This window comes from Streptomyces sp. CA-210063, assembly GCF_024612015.1.
Taxonomy (GTDB): domain Bacteria; phylum Actinomycetota; class Actinomycetes; order Streptomycetales; family Streptomycetaceae; genus Streptomyces.
The window spans coordinates 10,500,595-10,515,873 of the sequence record NZ_CP102512.1 but is presented as its reverse complement, the minus strand read 5'-3'; the positions used below and the strand labels follow the sequence as shown (position 1 = coordinate 10,515,873).

Here is a 15,279-nt window from a genome sequence, read left to right as displayed (position 1 = left end):
TCTGCCGCCGGCGGCGGCGCGACGCGCGTGCCTCGATGTCGCCACGCTTCTTGACGGCCTCGCGTCGGGCCTGGAGCAGCGCGATACGCGCGAGGTCGACGCCGGACAGCTCAGGACCGTAGCTGCGGCCCTGGTCGGCGGACACTCGTCGACGCGCCGCCCCACGTACCGTCACTTCAGCGAACGTGAGGCGCCCTGGTGGGGGCTGGGGAGCGGTTGACGGAAGGGTCTCGGGTAAGGCTCGGATTCAGGCGAGGGGGCGAGCGTGCACGCTGACGGCGTAGCCATCACCCTGTTGGTAGGGGTCGCCGCCCCACGTGGCGAAGCGCTGCCGCAGGGTCAGTCCGGCCTGCGTGCACCAGTGGTCGAAATCCGTCAGCGTCACTGTCGGTTCCGGCAGCGGCAAGTGGTCCGCGTCCAGTCCCATGCCGGTGATCAGCAGTCCGCCGGGGCGCAGTACGGCGGCCAGTTGCCGGACGACAGCCGGTTCGGTGCCGGGTGCCAGCAGGGGGATGACGTTTCCAGCGGCGAGTACCAGGTCGAAGCCGGGTTCCAGATCCAGGCTGTCCAGGCGTGCCAGGTCACCGTGGAGCCATACCAGTGTGGGTGCGTTGCGGCGGGCGACGGCGAGCATGGAGCGGTCGATGTCCACGCCCGTGCAGTGGTGGCCCAGTTCGGCGAGCCGGATCGCGATCCGGCCGGTGCCGCAGCCGGCATCGAGTATCCGGGCGGCGGGTTTCAGCAGCGCAGCGCAGAAGGCGGCCTCGCCGTGGATGTCGTGGCCTGATTCAGCGAGTTGTGCGAACCGTCGGGCGTACTCCTCACCGGCTTGTCCGCCAGTCAGTTCCGTCCAGCGGTCGCGTTGCCTTGTCATGTCTGCATGCCTTCCGGTCGGCCCCGGTGTAGGAGCGAGGGCGGCGCCATCGCCGCATTTCCTATCGTAGGTACGGACCTCACGGGGTCCGAGCTACCCCGCGGGCGCGGGGGTAGCTCTCTTTCACCGGTCTCCGAGGCGACGTACAGCCGCATCGTCCCCGCACACGCGAGACAGCCCTGGAGGTGAGCACGCGCTCCCCCGGTCGACAGGGTCGCCCACGCGTCCTCTGCGGGGACAGCTCGCCCTGCATGATCAGGTCGACGTCGCCGCGTGGGTCGTCTTCTCCGCGCCCGAGGGCAGTACCGCCTGCCGTAGTTCTGCAAGCGACCGACGACCGCTCCTCCTGACTCGACCGCGACGCCACTGGCAGTTGCGGTTGCGGTTGCGGTTGCGTTGCCCCAACTGCGGAGCAGATAAAGGAGTATGGGCAGCCGTGCCGGCATCGCCGCGGTTCAGCAAGTATCGCCCCGCCGGCAGGCGCGGGGCAGCTCGAGGACCCCTCGACCACCATCATGGCATCTCCGTCTGTCCCCCTCCCCCCGGCGCCCGTGCGGTTGCTCCCCTTCCAAGACCCGAGGAGACTGGCGAGAAAGGGGGTTTTATACCTGAACGGGGTTTTCTCTCTCGGGCCGCGTCCTGTCGCTGTGACGTATCCGGCCAGGACAGCCACGCCCCTGAGGACAGCCACGCCCATGAGAAGAGGCGAGTGCGATGGCGCGTCAGTACTACCAGCGTGGCAACCTCGTCGAGGCGGAGGAACTCGACGATGTCGTAGCGGTGAAGGTGGAGACGGACGGTGTCAGGGCCGCCGCCGAGGCGGAGGCCGAGCTGGGCACGAGCGCACGGGGAGCGATGCGCGATGCGGGAATCGACGACGAGACCACCGCCGCCTTCGCCCGCGCGCACTGGGTGTTCGTCAGGCCGAACCGGCAGACCCGAGCGGCGGTCGACGTAGGCGAGGAAATCTCCGGGGCGGAGGCGGCAGGCAAGGTCATCCGGCGGCCCAACGGCAGGATCGGTATCGCGACCGACGCGCTGAACGTCCAGCTGCGGCCGTCGCTCTCGCAGGAGGAAGCAGAGCGCGAGATCGAGACGGCCGGCCTGAGTGTCGTCAACAAACTCGGCTTCGCGACGAACCTTTACGAGGTGCGGGCCAGGACGGCCGAGGACGCCCTCGCGGCCTCCGTGGAGCTGCACGACAACGACCGTTTCGTCTTCGCCGAACCGTCGTTCATCGAGCACGTCCCGACCCGGTTCCACCCCTCCGACCCCGAGTACCCCAAGCAGTGGCAGTGGGACAACACGGGCACCAATGGCGGGAAGCCGGGCGCCGACGTCCGCATCGAGAAGGCGTGGGACCGCACGCTCGGGGACGGCGTCCGCGTCGCCGTCATCGACAACGGCTTCGATGTGCGGCACAAGGATCTCGCCAGTGGGCTGGACCCGGGCTCGGGCTTCTACAGCAGCGGCGTGGTGGGCGTGACCTTCACCCAGAACACCGTGGGCATGCCCGACGAGGACCACGGCACTTTCTGCGCCGGGATGGTCGGCGCCCGGCACAACGGCACGGGCGGGGTCGGTGCGGCCCCCGAGTGCGAGCTCATGCTGGTGGCGTGCCTGGGTGACCAGGTCGGCACGCAGACGACCTTGGCACGTGCCGTGGCGTACGCCGCCGACCCCTCGACCGAGTCCGGAATCGGCGCACAGCAAGGCGCGGACATCCTCGTCAGCAGCCTGGGCCCGAACATTGCGGAGTGGGACCTGACCGACACGCTGAAGCTGGCCCTCGAATTCGCCGCCGCCGACGGACGCCAGGGCAAGGGGCTGCCGATCTTCTGGGCGGCCAGCAACGGCAGGAACGTCGACATCATGCTGGACGAGGTGGTCTCCCATCCGGATGTCATCGCGGTGGTCCGGTCGAACAACAAGGACCGGGAGGACAACGCGGCCCGCGGCCCCGAGGTCGAACTGATCGCCCCCGGAGTCGATGTCTTCAGCACGACGTCCGGAGGCGGCTTCGGCCCAAGCACCGGCACCAGCTTCGCCGCCCCCTGCGCGGCCGGCTGCGCGGCACTGGCGTTGGCGGCCAACCCCGCCCTGACCCGCGACCAACTGCGCGAGATCATGCACCAGTCGGCCGACAAGATCGGCGGACCAGGTGTCGTCTACGACGGCAACGGCCACAACGACGACTACGGCTTCGGCCGGGTGAACGCCGCCCAGGCCATCGCGCTCGCCCAACTGGTCGCAGGGCGTACGGCACCAACTGCACGAGCGGGACAGCGGACGCGATGAGCTCGACACGATCAGGCGGCGCGCCGAGCCGTTCCGGCACCTGCGGTGGTGCGTCCACGATCCACTCGCCGACCGCGAGCAGTGACGTCGCCCCGGCCAACACCGCACACACGGCCGGCGCGAGTACGACGGCCAGGGCGTGCCGCACCCCGCGCGGGTCGCGAGGATCCGGCACCTCGGCCAGCCGTTCCAGTAGGCCCGGCACCTCCCCTGACACAGCCTGGGGCCGCTCGCGGAGCCGGTCAAGGGCAGGTGGGATCAGCGATGACGCGTCGGCAGGCACGGTCTGCCAGGCCGGTCACGGGGCGTGGAGAGCTACATGATCTTGGAAGCCCGTGCGTGTCTGCCCTGCTCGCCAGGAACGTGAAACCAGCAGAACGAAGACCCTGGTCGACCGTCGGTTCCGTTCCACAGAGGGCTAATCGAGCGGCAGCTCGACACGTCGTCCGAGGCCGATCTCCTCCGCCTCATCACTCGTGACCATCGCGAACACTCCGCTCGGGATGCCCGGAAGCCTGGCCAGGTCAGACGCCACGGCCAGGAGAACCTCCTCAGTGGCCCCGGTGATGGAGAAGACGTACACCTCGTCGTACTCCTCGCCATCGTCGTACACCTCCGCCGCCTCCTGCTCAGCGAGGAAGTCCTCGACCTGGTCGATCCACGGGAAGGGATCGGAACCTTCCGGAGTGCCCGCCGCATCCCTAAGGGGCACATGGATCTCAACGACAATGTCCATAAGGATCATTGTCGCTGGTGAAGGCCTGGACGCATGTACCCACGGGCGGCCCGGACATGAGGCGAGACCCCACCGCGACTGTCGGTCTCCGTGCTCGGAGGCGAAGACACCGCGCATCGCCATCGCCGGCGGTCGGGCGAATTGTTCGTAGCCTGAGGCGCCAACCCCGTTGTGCGAAGCGCCGTTTCGTGGCCTCTCTCAGATACCCGTACCGTCCGATTCATGGAGTGGAATTTTCCGACGGCCGAAGAACTCACGGCTGCCTTGCGTGCCGGTGAAGTAACCTCGGCGGAACTGACTGACGAGGCGATCGCCCGTATTGAGCGGGACGACAAGGCGATCAACGCGATCTGTGTGCCGGACTTCGACCGTGCCCGGGCCGCCGCGCGCGGTGCCGACCATGCGCGCGCCCGCGGTGAGGACCGGCCGCTGCTCGGCATTCCGGTGACGGTCAAAGAGTCCTACGACATCGCCGAGTTGCCCACGACCTGGGGCATGCCGCTGCACCGGAACTACATGCCGGCCGAGGACGCGGTGCAGGTGTCGCGGCTCAAGGCCGCAGGCGCGGTGGTGCTCGGCAAGACCAATGTGCCCTTGGGGCTGCAAGATGTGCAGAGCTTCAACGCGATCTACGGCACCACCAATAACCCGTGGGATCACGGTCGCACGCCGGGTGGATCCTCCGGCGGGTCAGCGGTGGCCCTGGGGCTGGCGGCAGTTCTTCGCCGAGTTCGACGCCGTGGTGTGCCCCATCACGCCCACCCCCGCGTTCCGCCACGACCACAACCCCGACCTGATGAAACGCCGGATCGACATCGACGGCGTCGAGTACCCGTACCTCGACCAGCTCGTCTGGGCCGGTCTGGCCACCATGCCCGGTCTACCCGCCACCGCCATACCAGCGGGCCGGTCGCCCGAGGGTCTGCCGGTGGGAGTGCAACTCATCGGTCCGATGTTCGAGGACCGCACCCCGCTGCGGCTGGCCGACCTGCTCGAGCAGAGAATCGGCGGCTTCCAGGCACCGAAGTAGGGCGTACTACCTGGGTGTCCGTCGAGGACGATGTGCGCATCACGACGAGATCCTCCGAATGCGCACAGTCGCTGCCAACGCGGAAAGCGCAGGTCACAGAGCCGCCACATGAAGCCGAGCGCGAGACCCTACAACAGCTGAGGGTCTCGCGACTGATGTCGTAATCTCACGGGCCATGTCGTACCGATGTCGTATACGACATCACCGTGAGACTAGGTGGTGTTTCGAAGTGACGGAGTCACTTGCTGTGGGGACGTCAGCCGGCACCGCTGCTGTGGGGACGTCAGCCGGCACCGCGGCAGGTTCTCGGCGTGTTCGTGGCGAGGACAGCGACGACGTGGTGGGAGCACTGTCGCGCGGAGCGCGTCCGTGAGGGGTGGTGGTCGGGCCGGCGGGTGGGAGCGCTGAGGTTCTGCTACCCGCACCGCTACGCACATCACTTCGAGACAGTCCCTAGCGCGTGGGGTGCTGCTGCTCAGCGTCTCGTCTCGTACCTGGTCAGGACCACGCCGCCGGGAAACGTCCGCGTCTCCACCAGGTTCAGGTTCACCCAGCTGTCCAGCGCGGTGAAGAACGGCGTGCCGCCGCCCACCAGGACCGGATGGGCGGCGATCACGTACTCGTCGATCAGCCCGGCGCGCATGGCCGCCCCGGCGAGCGTTGCGCCGCCGATGTTCATTGGGCCGCCGTCCTCTGCCTTGAGCCGGGTGATCTCGGCGATCGCGTCGCCGGTGACCAGGCGGGTGTTCCAGTCGACCTTGTCGATCGTCGAGGAGAACACCACCTTCGGCGTGTCCCGCCAGTTCCGCGCGAACTCGATCTCCGCCGGGGTGGCGTTGGGCTGCTGGTCGCCGGTCGGCCAGTAGGAGCTCATCGTCTCCCACAGCTTGCGCCCGTACAGCGACAGGCCACTCGCCTGCTCGTGTTCGAGCCAGCATTGGAACAGCTCGTCGCTCGGCGGCCCACCCCAGCCGATGTCGTCGCCGGCCGCGGCGATGTAGCCGTCCACAGTCAGGTTCATGCCGTAGATCAGTTTCCGCATGGCCCAGCCTTCCGTCCGTGGGTGTCCGGCGTATAGACCAGCGCGGCTCAGGAAACTCATCGGTGCGCGATCTGGGCTCGCCGGTAGTCCTCGTGCTCGGGGCTCAGCGTGGTGTACTCGGCCGACACGGGCAAGCCGCCTGATCTCGCCCTCGCCCTCGCCCTCGCGAGGAAATGCCACGGATTTGAGACTGATCATGGGTGACAAGGCCGTGAGACAGCCAAGAACGCCCAGGTCACGCAAGATCGACATGTCACGAGCGGCGCGGCAGGTCCGACAGCAGCCCGAGTACCAAGTCCTTCACCCGGCGGCGGGGCTCAACCCGTGCGCACGAGTCTTCACACACCGATGAGCAGCAGTGACCGTACCCGTCAATCGGCCGACCTGTATTGAGCGCTCCACCCTTCACCTGGCCATTCCGAGCACCAAAGAGGCCATACCGCGTCGTGCTCTCGAGTTCGCATCCGCCACACGCTTCATGCGTGAGCGATGAGTTTGGGCGGCGGATCGGGTCTGCCCTGGCATGACTCGCATCATCGCTGACATCTCGGTCTCTCTCGACGGCTTCGTCACCGGGCCCGACCCCAGCCAGGACAACGGTTTGGGCACCGGCGGCGAGGCCCTGCACACGTGGGCGTTTTCCGACGACCCCGACGACCGCCGGGTCCTGCGCGAGGGGACCGCCCGCTCGGGCGCCGTCGTCCTCGGCCGCCACCTCTTCGACGTTGTCGACGGGCCGAAAGGCTGGGACGACACGTCCGGGTACGGCGCCGGCGAGGTCGGCAAGCCCGCGTTCGTCGTCGTGACGAGTTCGCCGCCAGAGTCGGTGCGGACAACCAACCTCGACTGGACGTTCGTCACCACCGGTCTGCCCGACGCCGTCACCGCCGCGCGCGAGCGAGCCGAGGCGGCGTCGTCGGACAGCGGCAAGGACCTCGACGTCATCCTCATGGGCGGCGGCGCCACGGTCGGCTCCGCGCTCGACGCCGGGCTGGTCGACGCGCTGACGCTGCACCTCGCGCCCATCGTGCTGGGCGCCGGGACACCACTGTTCACCGGAGCAGCGCCGCGCACGCTGGTGCAGCGGAGCGTGATCTCGACATCGACCGCGACGCACCTGACCTACGACGTCGTCCGGTGATCCGATGACCACTGTCAACGCCCATGGGATCGTCTTGGGCATCGAGTCGTTCGGTGACGACGACGCGCCACTCGTCCTGCTCGCGGGCGGGACGACGATGCTCTCCTGGCCCGACGCGCTGTGCGAGCGCCTCGCCGCCGGCGGGCGCCGTGTGGTGCGCTACGACCTGCGCGACAGCGGAGAGTCGACGACGACGGATCCGGAGGAGCCCGCCTACACCCTGCGCGGCCTCGCCGCCGACGCGGCGGCCCTTGCTGACGCGCTCGGCGGGGGGCCCGCGCACCTCGCGGGGATCGGCGTCGGCGGGATGGTCGCCCAGGTGGCCGTGCTCGACCATCCGGGCGCGTTCTCGGCGCTCACCCTGGTCGGCACCCGCGCGGTTGCCCCTGGCCCGCCCGACGATGACCTCCCCGACCATGACCAGGCGACGATGAGCCGGCTGTTCGCGCGTCCGATGCCCGATTGGACCGACCGCGAGGCGGTTGCGGAGTTCGCCGCCGCCGGCGCGGAGGTCCTCGGCGACGACCCCGTCGCCGCGCGCGCAATCGCTGCGCGCATCTGGGACCGCACGCCCGGCACCGCACCCCCGGTCCAGATGGCCAACCAGATGGGCATGGTGTTTTCCAGACTCGACTGCAAACCCCGCTGGCGCGAGCGCCTGCCCGAGATCGAGGTCCCCACGCTCGTCGTCCACGGCCGCCGCGACCGGTTCTTCCCCGTCGGCAACGGCGAGGCGATCGCGCGCGAGATCCCCGGGGCACGGCTGCTCGTCCTCAAGGAGGCCGCCACTGCGATCCCCGAGGCGGCGGTCGGCGAGGTCACCGAGGCGATGCTCACGCTCGGATAAGGACGGCGGGTGCCGCCCGGGTCTGGCCTCCACGCAACAGTGGACATCGGAGGCTCGATCCGGCAGCGCGCGACGAGCATTCATATCGCACAGGGAGGTCACGTGTCCGACCGCACGGTGCCCGGAACCTCTCCCATTCCAGCTGGGCGCATACGGTCGCTTCGGCGGCGGGGCCGGCCGGGCTGCACAGGACGGGGAAAGCGTCGTGGACGCGGTCGGCGGTGTCCGGCTGGAGCAGCGTGTAGGCGTAGAGGGTGGCGGCGTCGAACCCTCAAGGGCTTGGCCCCATGGGATCGGGCCGTCGGACAGAACCGGCTGGTCGACGCGCGCCGACAGCTCCGCCCGGTAGGCGGTGCCGTCGTCGAAGGCGTCGTGGACGGATGAGGCCGGCGAGCTCCTGGTCGACCATGCCGGGCAGCTCACCGCCGTGCGGCGGCGCGGACGCCATCACCCGCAGCCCCGGCGCCGGTGGCGGCCGGGAGCGGGCCCCGGCCGCCGATCGGCCCGCGCGATCGGCGTCATCATCACCAGCCGACCGGCAGCTGGTCGTGGATCGCCCACCGGCGGTTCAGCGAGGCTGCTGCGAGCCAGGTGATGTCTCGCCTTCCGGCCCGGCGGCCCCGGCTCCACTCACACGGCCGGGGACATGCGACAGCATCACCGCTGTCTGCCAGCGAAGGGAGGCGATCGCCTCGGCCAGCTGCTCGCGCAGGCACACACCCGTATCTGACCCGGCTGCCGCCACAGTCCAGCCCGGGCCGTCCGTCTGGCCCTGACCACGCGTCTCTGGATCTCTCAAGGGAGCCGGTCCGTAACGGCAATCACCACAGCAGCCGCAACAAGCACCGCTGAGTAGGTGACCATCACGGCCCGGCTCCACCCGCCGTCACGCCTGAGGCCGATGTTCATGTCGTCCCGCTCGGGCTGGGAGCCAGTAAGCCCGAGCGGCGGGGTGTACGGCGCAGCGTCGTCAACGTGAGGATTCACGCCCGGACCAACGCGTGATCAAGACTTTCGACACAGCACAACCGCCGTCATCACCCTTTCAGCCCCACGCGAGATCAGGGGCTGACTCGGAAGGGGATGACGCATTCCCTCCCGTCTGTTGCGATGCACCCAGCAGGGACAGCAGGCGAGCGGGGGTGAAAGCGTCCCAGCAATGCATGGGCGTCGGACGCGAACAGGCCCAGCCTCCCGGCGATCTCGCTCCGGGCCCCACAAGATGGTCATCGGCTGCCCAACCGCGGAAAGCCCGGCGGACAGCCGATTCCCTCTGCGCGGCCCTCTGGCCGGCCGCCTGACCCCCACAACCAGGGAGCACCCCCATGACAGTGATGACGGACGCGCTCGTACCAGCGTTGGAGGATGCCCGCGAGGCGCATGAGGCGGTCGTCGACCGGTTCAGGGCGGATGCGACGATCACGCCGCCCGGCCCCTACCGGCAGATGCTCGAGCGCCAGGTGGACGACGTCCAGGACAGCCTTCAGCGCATCGAGCACCACGTGCGCGAGCTGCGGCCCCGCAGCGGGCTTGTCGGGGACACGGTGGACATCGCTCGGGTCATCTCCCGCAGCGCCGTGCGCACCGCCATGCTGCCGCTGACCATCGGATCCACGCTCGTGAGTGAGATGCTGCACGGCCGGTGGCCGAACGACGAGCGGCGGCTGCTGAGGAATGCCAAGGACGAGTACACAGTCACCGCCCGAGCGCTGGCGGCCTGCCGGGCCGGCCAGAGCATCGCCGAAGAGGCCCATGACGAGGCCACCGCCGACCTGCTCGCCGCACTGCGCCGCCAGGACGAGGAACTACTCGAAAGACTGGAGGACAGCGTCGCCCAGAACGCGCGGGCCGTGGCGGCCGCGGCCAACGGCGTCGCCCAGGAGAACGGGAACGGCTGGACCGACACGGCCGCGCGCGCCGTGCGGACCGCGGCCGACCGGGTGCAGGACGTCGCCCAGAACAGCGGCCGGCGGGCCAGGGACGCGGCCGAGGGTGCCTTGCGGGAGATGCCCGACGCGACCCGCATGGCCGAAGACGTCCAGGGAGCGGTGACCCGGGAAGAGGAGTTGCCGATCACCCGCTTCAGCCAGCTCAGCGTCGACGACATCAAGCGGCAGCTGCGCTCACTGTCCCAGTCGGATCTGACGGTCATCGAGGGATACGAACGCACCCACGCCAACCGGCCCGGAGTCCTGGACTCCATCGAGCAGCTGCGCGGCAGCGAACCCTGGGACGGCTACGACATCATGAACTCCGACAAGATCATCGCCCAGCTGCAGAACGTCCCCTCCAGCGTCGCCCGCCAGGTCCTGGAGTACGAGCGGCGCCACAACCAGCGCCAGGAGATCATCTCCGCCGCCGAAACCCGCACCGCCCTGTGAACCGAACAGGCGGGCATCTGCCGCTGAACGAATGAAAGCAGGACAGCTCCGGGCGCTCCTCGCGCCCGGGTACGGAAATTCGTGAGCAGCCCTGGAGCTGACCTGACCGGCTCCAGGGCTGCGGCCGACCTAGGGCACTTTGACGCTCAGCACACCTTCGCTCAGCTTCGCCTCGACGCTCTCGGCGTTGAGCTCACCGGGCAGGACGGCGCGGTACTCGAACCGGCCGCTGCGCCGCGTGCCGCGGCGCAGCACGCCGGTGCGCTCGCGTTCCTTGAAATCACCGCTGATGACCAGTTCCCGGTCGGTCATCTCGATGGTGATGTCGTCGCGCTTGACGCCGGGAACGTCGACTTCGGTCTCGTAGGCGTCGTCGGTTTCGCAGATGTCGGCCAGCGGGGCGAGGGCAGTGCCCGCGGTGACTCCGCCGACGGTGGACTCCAGGAGGTTCCCCAGGCGGCCGAAGATGTCGTCGAACTCCGCGAGCGGGTCCGCGGTGAAGCTGGGGAACCACGCCGCTCGGGGAGTCTGCTCGGGTTGCGGCGTACAGGAAGAGTCATCACAGCTCCCACCCTTCTGATATACGAGTCATTTATCCCCGCGGCGGCATCCGCTGCCCCGATATGCATATGTCCGCAGCCTTGAGATGCGGCGGGCGCCGACGGCTGCGACCGTATGGGTGAAGGGGGATGGTCCGAACGGGCGAGGCCGGAGGCGAGCACCATGGTCATGGCGCATCCTTCGCTCCTGCGGGAACTGGTCGAACGGTGTGAGACGCTCAGGCGGCGCTTGGCGTCCGGAGGTAGCGCAGAGACCGCGCGCCAACTGAAGGACGCGACATACACGTTGTGCGTCGTCACGCGTACTCGCCAGCTGGATACGGCGCTGTATGTGGCCCGCCGGCAGCTGGCCGACGCCATGGCACGCCGACAGCCCCACCACTGATCACGCACGGGCGACGGCCGGGCCCCGGCCGCGCTCGCCACCGTCATCGACTCCCAGTCCGTCCGCGCGGCTGAGACCGTCGGGAAGGACTCGCGCGGGACGACGGCGCAAAAAACAACGGCCGCAAGCGGCATCTGATCGTCGACACCAAGGGCTGCCCCTGTTCATCATGGTCACCCCGGCCGACATGACCGACCGCGAAGCCTCGAAGCCTCGAAGGAAGTCCTGTTCCAATTGCGGCTGACGCACCCCGAAATGACGATCGTCTGGGCTGACTCCGCCACCGCCGGATAGCTCGTGACCCGGGCGAAGACTCCTCTCGACCGGACTCAAGACCATTAGCCGCCCGAAGGGCGCCACCAGGTTCGCCGTCCTGCCCCGTCGCTGGCTGGCAGAACGCTCCCTGGCCTGGATCATGCACGCCCGCCGTCACGCCCGGGACTACGAGAGGCTCATCCAGCCGTCGGAATCGCTGATCACTGGGCGGCGATCACGCTCATGACCAGGCGCACCACCCACCGAATCTCGCGCAGGAACGAAACAGCCCGCCTCCCGCGAGGCCCAACCGGACTGATCCTTCTCACGTTCACGGTCGGCGACGCCGCCCGGACCGACCCTCGGTCAACTCCCACGGCTACAGACCCACCCGGCCTGCCGACTTGGTAACGGTTCACACGGTGCGCATCCGAGTAACGGTTCACACGGTGCGCATCCGAGCCGGCCGCCCAGACGGAATTCCCTCGGCCCCGGCCCTCTGCGCTGAATGACCACCGTCAGCAGTGATAACCGTCAGGACACTCCGCGAGCAGCACGCCGAAGACCCAGAAGAAGAGCAGCGGCACGCTGGTCACCACCCCCATGATGACGAAACGCCCGCGAGCCCTACGCCGGCGTGCGACCAGCGCCACTAGGAACCCCGCAACCGGCGCTGCCACCGCACTGGTCACCGCAGTCAGCGCGAACATGAGGCCGAACTCGTCCCGCACCACCGGAAACCCCAGCCTGTGGGCGATCGGGGGAGTCACCAGGATGAGAGGCGCGGCCACCCACCACCATGACAACACCGTGATCGCCCGATCCACCGCCGAAGGCGTTCGCTCACCCGGCGGCACATCACTGAAACGTCGGTCCGGAGTGGCACTGACAGATGGCATGTCCAAATCATAGGCAACAGCCACGCTTATGCCTGCGGTCCTTCTCCCTGTTGCCCGCGACGAGTTGCACCGGCAGCGACGGGGCCAGGGAGGCGAGGTAGGGGAACGTCCAGGTGCTGACGGCCGGCCAGTCCGAGGCCGTCCCGCGGAAGACTGCCGGAGTCCCGTGGCGCAGGTGGGGCGCGGGAGCACCCGTGGCCTCCGGCAGTGGTCGGAAGTCGGAGGTCTCTGTCACTTCTTCCAGGGCCTTCGGGTCGTCCACACCCCGCGTGCCGCCGTCGGCGTCGCGGGCGCGCTCGTCGTCCGGGCCGGGGCCGGGGAACGCGCGAGCCGGTTCCGCGGGTGTTCGTCGCGAGCTCGCGCAATGCCTTCCCGTGGGGGCATGAAAGCTGCCGCAGAATACCGGGAAATCCTGGTGCGGCCGGAGAAGGTAACCGGGATCACACGCGATCCGCGCCCGGAGTGAATAAGGGATTTCGAACACAGACCAGAGATGAACACCCGGTGTGAACTTTCCATCGAAAACGCCGGAGTACTTGCCCGAACGGACGGTCGGTCTGGAGTATTTCGCTGCACGCAGATCCGGTTTACAGGAGAGCAGGGGGTGCCCGTGTCCAGCCCGCACAAAATGGCGCAGAGCCGTGTCACAGAGGAATCGGATTCCGTCGCAGGTTCCGTCGAGGTCCGCTTTCTGCGGCAGAGTGACGTCGAGGCGCTCATCAGGCTGGAACAGGCGAAGTGGGAGCAGGACCAGGCAGCCGGTCGCGCAGAGCTGGCCGCCCGCATCCAGGCGTATCCGCGCTTGAGCATAGGGGCGTTCGAGCCGGCGGGCGGAGCGGCACTGGCCTCGCTGTTCATGAAACCGATCACGACCGCGCAGTTGCGCTCAGCTGTCACCTGGGCCGACTGCGCCCGGGTGGAGACCCCTGCTGCGAAAGTCACCGGATCCCTTTTCGGAATCAGCCTGAGCAGTGTCGACGCGGATGCGGTGACCGCCATGTTCGAGTTCTTCTGGCCGCACGCTCTCAAGCACGGATGGCGGGACATCTATCTCGGATCCCCGATGCCCGGTCTGCGGACCTGGAAACGCGCCAACCCAGACACGCCGGCGGACGTGTATATGCGCGAAAGACGTCACAACCTCCCCCGGGACCCCCAGCTACGGTATTACCACGGCAAGGGATTCAAGGAAATCGTTTCCTGCCGGCCCGGATATTTTCCGCACGCCGCGTCACTCGATCACGGGGCCGTACTCCGCGGGCACATACCGTTGTCCGCCGGTGCCCCGCTCTGGCGCTTTGTGCCACTGTCATGGCTGAAGCAGATGCGGCGACTCCTTTTCCGGCTGGTGTGACCGGCATGAGCAGCGAACACACCGTCGTCATCGGAGCGGGCGTGGCCGGGCTGCTGACGGCAGCGGTGATGGGGGCCGCCGGCCGCCCGGTCGTCGTCCTCGAACAGGACCAGAACCGCGGGGGTCCCGTCCCACGCGGCGGTGTCCCTCAGGGCCGTCAGCCGCATGTGCTGCTGCATCGCGGGCTGTGCGTGATCGAAGAGCTGCTTCCCGGACTGCGCGCGCAGTTGGTCGCCGCCGGCGGGGTACCGCTGGACACGGGCGACCTGGCGTGGCTCGGCGAACACGGATGGGCGCCGTTCGGCACACCCGCGTACGAACTGGTCTCCGCCACCCGCCCGTTGGTCGAGCACCTGATCAGGCGGCGGGTGGCGGAGTTGCCCGGAGTGGAGCTGCGCGGCAATGCTCGGGTGCGCGGCCTGAGCCGTATCGACACCGCGCCTGGCGGCAGCTGGCTCGTCGACTGCTTCGACGCCCCGCCCGTCAGAGCCGGCCTCGTCGTCGACGCCTCCGGGCGCAGCTCCCGACTGCCCGACTGGCTGGCGCGGTGGGGAATCGAGGAGCCTGCGACCACCGTCGTCGACGCCGGATTCGGCTACGCGGGACGGGTCTACGCCGCGCCGCCCGACCACCTCGGCCGGGTGGCGGGCATCGTCATGCTGCCGGTTCCCGGCGCATCAACCGGCGGGGTGGCGCTGCCCGTCGAGGACGGGCGCTGGCTGGTGGCGGCGGTGGGCGCCGGAAACCACCGGCCGCCCCGCGACCCGGCCGGTTTCGACGCCTTCCTGACCCGGCTGCGGGACCCGGCGCTGGCCGACTTCACCCGCAGCGCACGCGCACTCGGCGACATCACGGTCCACCGCCGCACCCACAACGTGCGCCGCCACTACGACCGCCTGCCGCACTGGCCGGACGGACTCCTGGCCGTGGGAGACGCTCTGTGTGCCTTCAACCCGGTCTACGGCCAGGGCATCACCGTTGCCGCGACCCAGGCACTGCTCCTGCGGCAGACGCTCGCCGCGGGCGCCCGGCCGGGATGGGAGCGGAGACTGATGCACCGCCTGCACCGGGCCGCGGCTCTCCCCTGGGCCATCGCGACCGGCGAGGACCTGCGCCACACCGGCGACAAACCCGCCTCCGGCGTCGACGCACTGTTCGGCCGCTGGTCGGGGGAGGTGGACCGGCTCGCCGTACACGGCAACCTGCGCGCCCAGCGCGCTCTGGACCGGGTCTACCACCTCGTCGGCTCGCCGGCAGACCTGCTCCACCCGGCGCTGCTCGCCGCCGCCGTCCGGGGACGCCTCCTCGGCCTGCCCGCCCCGGTACCCCGACCGCCCCTCACCACCCCGCCGTGATGTCCCGGGGGCAAGTGGCTCGGGCCGGGTCTCGGAGGCTGCTTCGGCATCCGCGCCGACCGGATTCCTCGGCGAGCGCCTTGAGGCCGCGCAAGGTGGCCTCAAGGTCGGTTCGGAGCTCG

At 69.1% G+C, this 15,279-nt stretch carries 12 protein-coding genes and 3 pseudogenes; 9 read left to right on the top strand and 6 right to left on the bottom strand.

Features of this window, described 5'->3' with window-relative positions:
- Positions 1-247 precede the first annotated feature (247 nt).
- Complete coding sequence (locus tag JIX56_RS45820; protein ID WP_257550152.1) at positions 248-874, bottom strand: class I SAM-dependent methyltransferase; 627 nt, start codon at positions 872-874, stop codon at positions 248-250.
- Positions 875-1,588: 714 nt separating this feature from the next.
- On the opposite strand from JIX56_RS45820, the gene JIX56_RS45815 reads away from it, so the two are divergent.
- Entirely contained in the window at positions 1,589-3,172 is a 1,584-nt protein-coding gene (locus JIX56_RS45815) for a S8 family serine peptidase (protein WP_257550150.1), read from the top strand.
- A 31-nt stretch (positions 3,173-3,203) separates the two neighbouring features.
- On the opposite strand, the pseudogene JIX56_RS45810 reads toward JIX56_RS45815, so the two are convergent.
- Both JIX56_RS45810 and JIX56_RS45805 read right to left on the bottom strand, forming a co-directional pair.
- Positions 3,204-3,377: pseudogene (locus JIX56_RS45810) on the bottom strand (transposase family protein); the annotation flags it as partial.
- 213 nt (positions 3,378-3,590) lie between these two features.
- The gene (locus JIX56_RS45805) at positions 3,591-3,917 is read right to left on the bottom strand and encodes a hypothetical protein (RefSeq protein WP_257550149.1); all 327 of its coding nucleotides are present in this window, start codon (positions 3,915-3,917) and stop codon (positions 3,591-3,593) included.
- A 213-nt stretch (positions 3,918-4,130) separates the two neighbouring features.
- Here JIX56_RS45805 and JIX56_RS45800 point away from each other — a divergent pair.
- Positions 4,131-4,938: pseudogene (locus JIX56_RS45800) on the top strand (amidase family protein).
- A gap of 475 nt (positions 4,939-5,413) precedes the next feature.
- Here the strand turns inward: JIX56_RS45800 and JIX56_RS45795 are convergent.
- Positions 5,414-5,980, bottom strand: coding sequence for a dihydrofolate reductase family protein (locus JIX56_RS45795; RefSeq protein WP_257550147.1), 567 nt, complete (start codon positions 5,978-5,980; stop codon positions 5,414-5,416).
- Positions 5,981-6,503: 523 nt separating this feature from the next.
- Here JIX56_RS45795 and JIX56_RS45790 point away from each other — a divergent pair.
- The 3 genes from JIX56_RS45790 (at position 6,504) to JIX56_RS45780 (ending at position 10,349) form a co-directional block, all read left to right on the top strand.
- Positions 6,504-7,121 carry a dihydrofolate reductase family protein gene (locus tag JIX56_RS45790; protein ID WP_257550145.1) on the top strand — a complete coding sequence of 206 codons (618 nt, stop codon included), beginning with the start codon at positions 6,504-6,506 and terminating at the stop codon, positions 7,119-7,121.
- A 4-nt stretch (positions 7,122-7,125) separates the two neighbouring features.
- Positions 7,126-7,968 carry an alpha/beta fold hydrolase gene (locus JIX56_RS45785; RefSeq protein WP_257550144.1) on the top strand — a complete coding sequence of 281 codons (843 nt, stop codon included), beginning with the start codon at positions 7,126-7,128 and terminating at the stop codon, positions 7,966-7,968.
- Between the two features lie 1,325 nt (positions 7,969-9,293).
- Entirely contained in the window at positions 9,294-10,349 is a 1,056-nt protein-coding gene (locus JIX56_RS45780) for a hypothetical protein (RefSeq protein ID WP_257550142.1), read from the top strand.
- A 129-nt stretch (positions 10,350-10,478) separates the two neighbouring features.
- Here the strand turns inward: JIX56_RS45780 and JIX56_RS45775 are convergent, their stop codons facing one another.
- The gene (locus tag JIX56_RS45775) at positions 10,479-10,736 is read right to left on the bottom strand and encodes an Hsp20/alpha crystallin family protein (RefSeq protein ID WP_257551504.1); all 258 of its coding nucleotides are present in this window, start codon (positions 10,734-10,736) and stop codon (positions 10,479-10,481) included.
- A gap of 288 nt (positions 10,737-11,024) precedes the next feature.
- Here JIX56_RS45775 and JIX56_RS45770 point away from each other — a divergent pair, with 288 nt between their 5' ends.
- Positions 11,025-11,294 (top strand): DUF5133 domain-containing protein, encoded by a 270-nt coding sequence (locus JIX56_RS45770; protein WP_306819922.1) that lies wholly within the window; start codon positions 11,025-11,027, stop codon positions 11,292-11,294.
- A 15-nt stretch (positions 11,295-11,309) separates the two neighbouring features.
- Positions 11,310-11,960 (top strand): annotated as a pseudogene (locus tag JIX56_RS45765) (transposase); the annotation flags it as partial.
- Between the two features lie 107 nt (positions 11,961-12,067).
- Here JIX56_RS45765 and JIX56_RS45760 read toward each other — a convergent pair.
- A complete protein-coding gene (locus tag JIX56_RS45760) occupies positions 12,068-12,448 on the bottom strand; it encodes a hypothetical protein (protein WP_257550140.1) in 381 nt (126 codons plus the stop codon).
- 610 nt (positions 12,449-13,058) lie between these two features.
- Between JIX56_RS45760 and JIX56_RS45755 the strand changes: the two genes are divergently transcribed.
- Positions 13,059-13,802: a hypothetical protein gene (locus tag JIX56_RS45755; protein WP_257550138.1), complete on the top strand. Its 744-nt coding sequence runs from the start codon at positions 13,059-13,061 to the stop codon at positions 13,800-13,802.
- Positions 13,803-13,807: 5 nt separating this feature from the next.
- A complete protein-coding gene (locus tag JIX56_RS45750) occupies positions 13,808-15,157 on the top strand; it encodes an NAD(P)/FAD-dependent oxidoreductase (RefSeq protein ID WP_257550136.1) in 1,350 nt (449 codons plus the stop codon).
- Positions 15,158-15,279 lie beyond the last annotated feature (122 nt).

Bases quoted from the DNA above. Each gene is read 5' to 3' on its own strand.
- JIX56_RS45820 (WP_257550152.1), bottom strand. From the start codon at position 874: ATGACAAGGCAACGCGACCGCTGGACGGAACTGACTGGCGGACAAGCC.
- JIX56_RS45815 (WP_257550150.1), top strand. From the start codon at position 1,589: ATGGCGCGTCAGTACTACCAGCGTGGCAACCTCGTCGAGGCGGAGGAA.
- JIX56_RS45805 (WP_257550149.1), bottom strand. From the start codon at position 3,917: ATGATCCTTATGGACATTGTCGTTGAGATCCATGTGCCCCTTAGGGAT.
- JIX56_RS45795 (WP_257550147.1), bottom strand. From the start codon at position 5,980: ATGCGGAAACTGATCTACGGCATGAACCTGACTGTGGACGGCTACATC.
- JIX56_RS45790 (WP_257550145.1), top strand. From the start codon at position 6,504: ATGACTCGCATCATCGCTGACATCTCGGTCTCTCTCGACGGCTTCGTC.
- JIX56_RS45785 (WP_257550144.1), top strand. From the start codon at position 7,126: ATGACCACTGTCAACGCCCATGGGATCGTCTTGGGCATCGAGTCGTTC.
- JIX56_RS45780 (WP_257550142.1), top strand. From the start codon at position 9,294: ATGACAGTGATGACGGACGCGCTCGTACCAGCGTTGGAGGATGCCCGC.
- JIX56_RS45770 (WP_306819922.1), top strand. From the start codon at position 11,025: ATGGGTGAAGGGGGATGGTCCGAACGGGCGAGGCCGGAGGCGAGCACC.
- JIX56_RS45760 (WP_257550140.1), bottom strand. From the start codon at position 12,448: ATGCCATCTGTCAGTGCCACTCCGGACCGACGTTTCAGTGATGTGCCG.
- JIX56_RS45750 (WP_257550136.1), top strand. From the start codon at position 13,808: ATGAGCAGCGAACACACCGTCGTCATCGGAGCGGGCGTGGCCGGGCTG.